Raw genomic sequence first — 6,966 nt, forward strand, 5'->3', positions numbered from 1 at the left:
GCCCCCTCGACCATCTACCGCAAGCGGGAGCAATGGGAAAAACGCTGACGGGGTCAGGATGCGCAGTGTACTGATTACCGGATGCAGTTCTGGCATTGGTTATCATGCGGCGCACGCGTTGGCGAAGCGCAATTGGCATGTGCTGGCCACCTGCCGCAACCCCGATGATTGCGTGCGCCTGCAGGCCGAAGGGCTGGACAGCTTTCTCCTGGACCTGAATGATGCAGCCAGCATCCAGCAAGCGGTGCAAGAAACCCTGACGCGCACTGGCGGCAGGCTGGACGCGCTGTTCAACAACGGGGCCTTCGCGCTGCCCGGCGCGGTCGAAGACCTGCCCACCGATGGACTGCGCGCTGTATTCGAAACGAACCTGTTCGGCTGGCATGAGCTGACCCGCGCCGTGCTGCCGGTGATGCGCGCGCAAGGGCATGGGCGGATCGTGCAGAACTCATCCGTGCTTGGGCTGGCCGCGCTGAAATGGCGCGGGGCCTATGTGGCCAGCAAATTTGCGCTTGAAGGGCTGACCGATGTGATGCGGCTGGAACTGGCCGGGACCGGGATTGACGTGGTGCTGATCGAACCCGGCCCCATCACATCGCGCATTCGCGAAAATTCGATCCCGCATTTCGAGCGGTGGATCAACTGGCAGGCCAGCGCCCGCGCCGATGACTACCGCGACACGCTTCTGGCGCGCTTGTACGAAAAATCCGGGCCGGACTTTTTCGAATTGCCGCCGGACGCCGTGACCAAACGGCTGATCCATGCGCTGGAATCGCGCCGCCCGCGCGCCCGTTACCCGGTTACAACGCCCACTTACCTGCTGGGCGGTCTGCGCCGCATCCTGCCCACGCGGGTGTTGGACATGATCCTGCAACGGTTATAGACCAACTGGCACGATTAGGGGTCGCAACATGGCCCGGACGGATTAAGTTCCGCGACACGACGACAGGACAGGGGACAGATGATGCTGGCAAGCGATCCACTTTTCATAGCCGCGGCGATTGCCTGCATGGAGGGATGGACGGGTGAACGGGCGAAAGAGAAGAACGACGATCCGTCTATTCGTCCGCCCATCCGGTGCGCAGTAGTGCCCTGCCACAGGTCAATGGTTGGGTAACAAGATCTCGCGTTCGCATGCTGTCATCTTGAGCGGAGCGAAGCGGAGTCGGACACGAGCGCAGCGACTGACGAACGCAGTGAGTAAAGATCTCCCCCGAGGTTGGCAGGGCCTCTGTCCCGCCGTATCTTCTGAACGACGAGGAGATGTTTCGACGCGCTTCGCACCGACCCCTGTCGGGTATCTGTTTAGCGGCTTATAGCCTGGGACACGTGCAGCGCCGATAGCATTCGTTCCAAAGATCGCCGGGGACGCAAGCGGTCCCCGGCTATGGACCCCTTAGCCCGGGATCAGGAGCGAAGCGGATATCCCGGGCGGTGCTTGAAACCCGCTAAACAGGTACCCTGTCGGCCCTCCGCTTGCTCAACATGACAATTCGTTAGAGAGAACGGACCTGGGCGCGCATCCCTTACACACTGCAACAATCACCTGTGACACAACTGTAGCGAAGCGACACCAAAATCCTGCAACCGGATTTCGTATAACAACGCCACCCTCTGCATCCACCCAAACGACCCATGCGCCTCCCGATGTACCGGTCCCGCGCTGCACTCGGTTTTGTGAGATACGTCGGTTTGCTGCTCCTGGGGCTGTGTATTGTGCATCTGGTGGGGGGATGCGCCAACCCGGTGGCCCCTTCGGGCGGACCCGGCAACACCGAACCGGCCGTCCTTGTGGAGAGCGCGCCCGCTGGCGAAGATACGAACGTGGCTCGTGATACTGAAATCGAGTTGCAGTTCGATAAGTACGTAAACCGAAGCGCCATGGAGCAGGCATTCTCTATGACGCCCGAGCCGGAGCGACGCCCTGAGTTCAGTTTCGGTGGACAGTCGGTTACGGTGTCGTTTCCGGAGCCGCTGCAAGACAGCACCACCTATATCGTATCGCTCAACACCGATCTTCGCACCGAGCGGGGCAATGTGGAGCTGGATTCGCCCATCACGTTCGCATTCTCAACGGGCGATCGCATCGACCAGGGCGAGTTGAGCGGACGCGTGGTCGAACCGCGGTGGGGCGAGCCGGAGCAGGGGGTGGATGTGTTCGCGTACGCCCTACCTCCCGAAGCCTCCGCTCCCCCCGATACACTGCCCGAGGCGCCCGACTTCCGCACGCAAACCGACAGCGACGGCCAGTTTGCCTTCCAGAACATCCGAGAGGAGCCGTACTACGTCATTGCCGTGCGCGATAACAACCGCAACCGCGCGCCCGATGCCAACGAGGCGTATGCCGTGCCGCCGGTGCCGCACCTTGACGCTGCCGAAGGCGCTGCCATGCCCGAAACGCCCTGGCTCCTCACCGAGCCGCGTCCCGACCCGCCCGAAGCCGTGCGTGTACGCCCGCGCACCGTGCAGCGGCAGACCGTGCGCTTTAGCGAGCCCATCGCCTGGCAAGACCGCACGCCCGAGGCATGGACGCTGGTGGATTCGACCGCGCAGGATACGATAGATGTGGCCTCGGTGTACACGACGAACGATACGCCGTACGAGGTCGCCGTCGTGGCCGAACAGGCGCTACGTGCCGAGGCGGTGCATCGGCTGACGGTGCCCGCGCAGGCGCTGGCGGACTCGCTGGGCCGTGCCGTGCCCGATACCACGTTGGGCTTCACGCCATCAACCGAGGAGGACGACGCTGAACTCGAATTCGTCGGCTTTCGGCCCAGCCGCTCGGGGGGCGAGGAAGGACGTCCGCTTACACAGACCGAAGCTCCCATGCTTCGCACCACGCGTCCTCCCGACAGCGGCGTGTGGAACGACCGCATCACAGCGACCGATACCACCGGAACCGAGCGCACAATCACGCCCGAAAGCGCCGACGGGCTGCGTCATCGCCTCACGTTCGAGCCGCCGCTCACGCCCGAGATGCCCGTCGACGTGCGCATTGCCGAAGGCGTGTTTGCCAACGAAGACACCGTGCGCACGCAGCGCTATCGCCGTCTCGTGCGCGATGAGGTGGGCGAGATTGAGGTGCCAGTAACGTATGAGCGCCGCCTGTGGAATCCGACCGATACCACCGATACGACGTCCACCGAGGCGGAAACCTTCGACTCCATCACACGGGGCCGCGCCCTGCCCGACTCGCTCCTCGATGCGCTGCCGCCCCTGCCGTCCGAAACGACCATTGCAGATTCGGTAGCCACGCCCATTGCCGATGCTGCCGAAACAACCGCGGCTGCGCTGCCGGGCGTGCTCGTGCTCGAAATGCACGACACATCGAGCGAGGAATGGCCCACCCGCCGCGTCCGTACCGACACCACCGGCACCGTGCGGTTTGAGCGCGTGCCCGAAGGCACCTACCGCTTTCGCCTGTGGCGCGATCGCGAGGACACCGGACGCTGGTCGCCCGGCCAGCTGGCGCCGTATCGCCCGGCCGATCCCATCGTGTGGAGCGAATCGACCGTGGAGGGCCGCGCGCGCTGGACCAACGTGCTCGAAACCCCGCTCCCGCTTCTTGAACTAACTACCGACTGATTATGCCCGAATCGACCCAGGCGCGTCCGCTCCTCACTGCTGCTGCCATGCGCGCGGCCGATGCCTACACCATCGAGACGCTCGGCATCCCGGGACGCGTGCTCATGGAGACCGCCGGGCAGCGCGCCGTGCAGATCATTGCCGAGCGCTACGGTCCGGTGGCGGGGCAGCCGGTTGCCATTGCGTGCGGCAAAGGCAACAACGGCGGCGATGGACTGGTCGTGGCCCGTGCGCTGCTTGATCGGGGCGCGCAGGTGCACGTGCTCTCGCCCATCCCTGCCTCGGGGTATTCGGGAGATGCGAAGGGGAACGCCCAGGTGCTTCATCAGCTTGCGGATGCGTACGGCTCAGCGCTCCGGTGGACGGTCGTCGACACGCCTGAGGCCCTGCCTGGTACCGACGAATTGAACCCATCCGTGTGGGTTGATGCGCTGCTCGGTACGGGGCTCTCGGATGCACCCCGCGAGCCGCTGGCCACGCTCATCCGCCACATGAATGCGCACGCCGCGCCCACTGTGGCGCTCGATGTGCCCTCGGGACTCAACAGCGATACGGGACAGGCGCATCCGCCTACGGTGCAGGCCGACACCACAGCCACGTTTGGGGCGGAGAAGGTCGGGCTGCGTGTGGGAGCGGGACCGGAGCAGGCAGGTACCATTCGGGCCGTGCGCATCGGCATTCCGCAGCATGTGCTGCACAAGCACGTCCGCGAGCCGGGCTGTGCCCTGGGCACGACCGATGCCTACGTGCAGGCGCAATGGCCCGAGCGCACCCGGCAGTCGCACAAGTACAACGTGGGCATGGCGCTTGTAGTGGGCGGCAGCACGCCCTATGCCGGAGCCCCGGCGATGGCGGCACGGGCGGCGGTACGGAGCGGAGCCGGGTACGTGGCATGCGCGGTGCCCGCATCCATCCAGGAAACCGTAGCCGGGCACTCGTCTGCGTTCCCGGTACACGCCTGGCCCAACCGACTGAGCGATGCCGCCGATGTGCTTCAGCAGCCGTTGGGTAAGGCGCGCACACTGCTCATCGGACCCGGGCTCGATCCCGAAACAGCCGCGCCGGTGGTTCACGGCCTGCTCGATGCATTCGACGGACCCGTCGTGCTGGATGCGGGGGCACTGCACGTGGTTAAAGAGCGGCTCGCTTCAAAGGGCGCAGCGCCTGCACCGTGGATACTGACCCCGCATGAGGGCGAGTTCGCTCGGCTTGCTGGGACGAAGCCCGCCGACCTTGACGCTCCCTCTCGCATCCACCTAACTCAACAGTATGCTGCGGAATGGGGCGTTACGCTGCTGCTGAAAGGCTACCCGAGCGTAGTGGCGAATCCGGAGGGACGCACGTTTGTAGGCTTGGCGGGCGGTCCGGCACTGGCTACGGCGGGCACGGGCGATGCATTGGCCGGGCTCATTGCCGGATTTTCCGCACAGGGTTTGCCTCCGGTAGATGCCGCGGCCTGTGCCATGCACCTGGGTGGACGTGCCGCCGAATACGTGGCCGCGCAGCAAGATGCCCGCACGCTCACGCCGCTCGACCTCATTGAGGCATGTCCGCACGCGCTGGATGCGCCTTCTTCTCACGCTGCATAAGTACGTCATGGCCACTTTACTGCGCACGTTCCGCCGCCCCAACGTACAGGCGCTGCTCTGGACGCTCGGCATTCTCGTTGCGGTTACGGTGCCGGCCTCAACGGTGCCCACCGGGCCGCCCGACATCGGCATCGACAAGGTGGCGCATCTCATTATGTTTGCAGGGTTTGGCGTGCTCTGGATGTATGCGCTCACATCCTGGTCACGATCTCGTGCGCTGTGGATTGTGGGCGGTGCAGGACTGGCGCTGGCCGTGGGGAGCGAGCTGTTCCAGCACACTGTTTTGGCGACGCGCCAGGGCAGTTTCTACGACGGTGTAGCGAACGTGCTCGGACTGGCGCTGGGCATGATGTGGGCCGTGTGGCGTCCGGTGCGGTCGGATGCTGAGGCGAAGCCTTCATGACGGCGCAGGTGCCCACGTACTTGGGAGCAGCGCCTTCGGCACGCGAATGGCCGCCGGTACGCGGTGCGAGGCGCGGAGCCAGCGGGGCAGTTTGCGCGCAATGAGCGGCGCGGTGAGCAGGCCCTTCGAGCCGAGTCCCAGAACCACCCACGTGCGCGGGTGCTGGTACGGCCCCACCAGCGGCAGATTGGTAGGGTTGTGCTTCACACGCACCCCCACAGCCACCGACTCCACCTGCGCATTGCGAAGGGCCGGGAGCATCGTTTGCGTTTTTTGGAGGATGCGCTGGGTTTCCGCCTCCGACGGCTGCAAGTCCTCAAACTCGTGTTCATAGGAGCTGCCGAGCACAAATGTGTCGTGGTCCGGCACGATGTATCCGCGTCCTGAAATGGGAGGCAGCCCCGAGGGCGCGTCGCGGAGGCGCACGGTGAGGGTCTGTCCTTTGATGCCGTGCAGATCGAGTGGGTCCAGGGCGGGAAGCGAAGGGTAGCCCTGTCCCACGCAGCAGAGCAGGTAGTCGTAGCGCTGCGTGGAGCGCGAACCGCCCGATTCGGTGTGCACGTCCACGCCATCGTCGTGCGGCGTCCAGTCCGTCAGGCGGGTATGGGGCGTGTAGGTGGCGCCGTGGGTGCGAGCGCGGACCAGCGCTGCGCGCACGAGGGCAGGCACATCCACCGCGCCGCCACGGGGCAGCCAGAGCGCGCCATCGTGGGCCTGCACCTGTGGATAGCGCTCAGCGAGCGCATCGGCGGTCCACCACGAGCACCAGCGCGGATGCTCGGAGGCGGCGTCCTTAAAGAAGCGCACCTGCTTCGGCTCGGTGGTGGGGCGCAGCACGCCGCCGCTGTCGAACGCAGACGTAGCCCGAGCCCGAGCCACGGTTTCGGTGAGCGCACCCCACGCCTCCGCCGCCCGCCACGTCAGCTTCGCGCGCCGCCCCATGAGCGGGTTCGCCAGCCCGGCTGCCGCGCCCGACGCCCCCGAGGCCGCCTCTTTGGCATCAATGACATGCACGTCGTACGTATCCGACAGATAGAGCGCGGCGCACGCACCAGCGAGTCCGGCACCGGCAATGCAAACGGAGGGGCGAGCCATGCGTATATGGGGTTATGAGCGGGAACGGTGATACATCAACCGGGCTCGCGCGGCAGGCGATCCGCCGCATCGTCATTGCATTAGGAATTACGGCCTCTCTTGTATGGATTCTGACAGTACAGATACGCTCGCAGCGCAGTGGAAAGTCGCAACCAGAACGGTGCTCGGCGTGCTCGTGCTGAGCCTGGGCCTGGCGACTACCGCCGGTGCGCAGGAAACGCAGCGCTCGTCCGCTGACCGTGCCGACGCGGCGCCTGATATGCTACGCCACATCAACGAAGCGCGCAGCAGCGA

Annotated in this window: 6 protein-coding genes; 5 read left to right on the forward strand and 1 reads right to left on the reverse strand. The window is 65.3% G+C overall.

Annotation, left to right across the window (positions count from 1 at the left end; all coding sequences use genetic code 11):
* Window positions 1-58 precede the first annotated feature (58 nt).
* The 4 genes from R6U20_RS07130 to R6U20_RS07145 all read left to right on the forward strand — a co-directional run bounded on the left by R6U20_RS07130 (window position 59) and on the right by R6U20_RS07145 (window position 5,577).
* Entirely contained in the window at window positions 59-883 is an 825-nt protein-coding gene (locus tag R6U20_RS07130) for an SDR family oxidoreductase (protein WP_410337168.1), read from the forward strand.
* A 794-nt stretch (window positions 884-1,677) separates the two neighbouring features.
* A complete protein-coding gene (locus R6U20_RS07135; protein ID WP_410337169.1) occupies window positions 1,678-3,585 on the forward strand; it encodes an Ig-like domain-containing protein in 1,908 nt (635 codons plus the stop codon).
* A gap of 2 nt (window positions 3,586-3,587) precedes the next feature.
* On the forward strand, window positions 3,588-5,174 hold the full coding sequence (locus R6U20_RS07140; RefSeq protein WP_410337170.1) for an NAD(P)H-hydrate dehydratase: 1,587 nt from the start codon (window positions 3,588-3,590) through the stop codon (window positions 5,172-5,174).
* Window positions 5,175-5,181: 7 nt separating this feature from the next.
* Complete coding sequence (locus R6U20_RS07145; RefSeq protein WP_410337171.1) at window positions 5,182-5,577, forward strand: VanZ family protein; 396 nt, start codon at window positions 5,182-5,184, stop codon at window positions 5,575-5,577.
* On the opposite strand, the gene R6U20_RS07150 is transcribed toward R6U20_RS07145, so the two are convergent.
* Entirely contained in the window at window positions 5,572-6,672 is a 1,101-nt protein-coding gene (locus R6U20_RS07150) for an NAD(P)/FAD-dependent oxidoreductase (protein WP_410337172.1), read from the reverse strand. The genes R6U20_RS07145 and R6U20_RS07150 overlap by 6 nt on opposite strands.
* A gap of 103 nt (window positions 6,673-6,775) precedes the next feature.
* Here R6U20_RS07150 and R6U20_RS07155 point away from each other — a divergent pair.
* Window positions 6,776-6,966 (forward strand): hypothetical protein (locus tag R6U20_RS07155; protein WP_410337173.1); only part of this gene is annotated, 191 nt, incomplete at its 3' end.

Origin of the sequence: Longimonas sp. (genome assembly GCF_046498435.1) — a bacterium.
Lineage (GTDB): Bacteria > Bacteroidota > Rhodothermia > Rhodothermales > Salinibacteraceae > Longimonas.

Excerpts from the sequence above, each read along its gene's own strand:
- R6U20_RS07145 (WP_410337171.1), top strand. The coding sequence starts at position 5,182 with ATGGCCACTTTACTGCGCACGTTCCGCCGCCCCAACGTACAGGCGCTG.
- R6U20_RS07150 (WP_410337172.1), bottom strand. The coding sequence starts at position 6,672 with ATGGCTCGCCCCTCCGTTTGCATTGCCGGTGCCGGACTCGCTGGTGCG.
- R6U20_RS07140 (WP_410337170.1), top strand. The coding sequence starts at position 3,588 with ATGCCCGAATCGACCCAGGCGCGTCCGCTCCTCACTGCTGCTGCCATG.
- R6U20_RS07130 (WP_410337168.1), top strand. The coding sequence starts at position 59 with ATGCGCAGTGTACTGATTACCGGATGCAGTTCTGGCATTGGTTATCAT.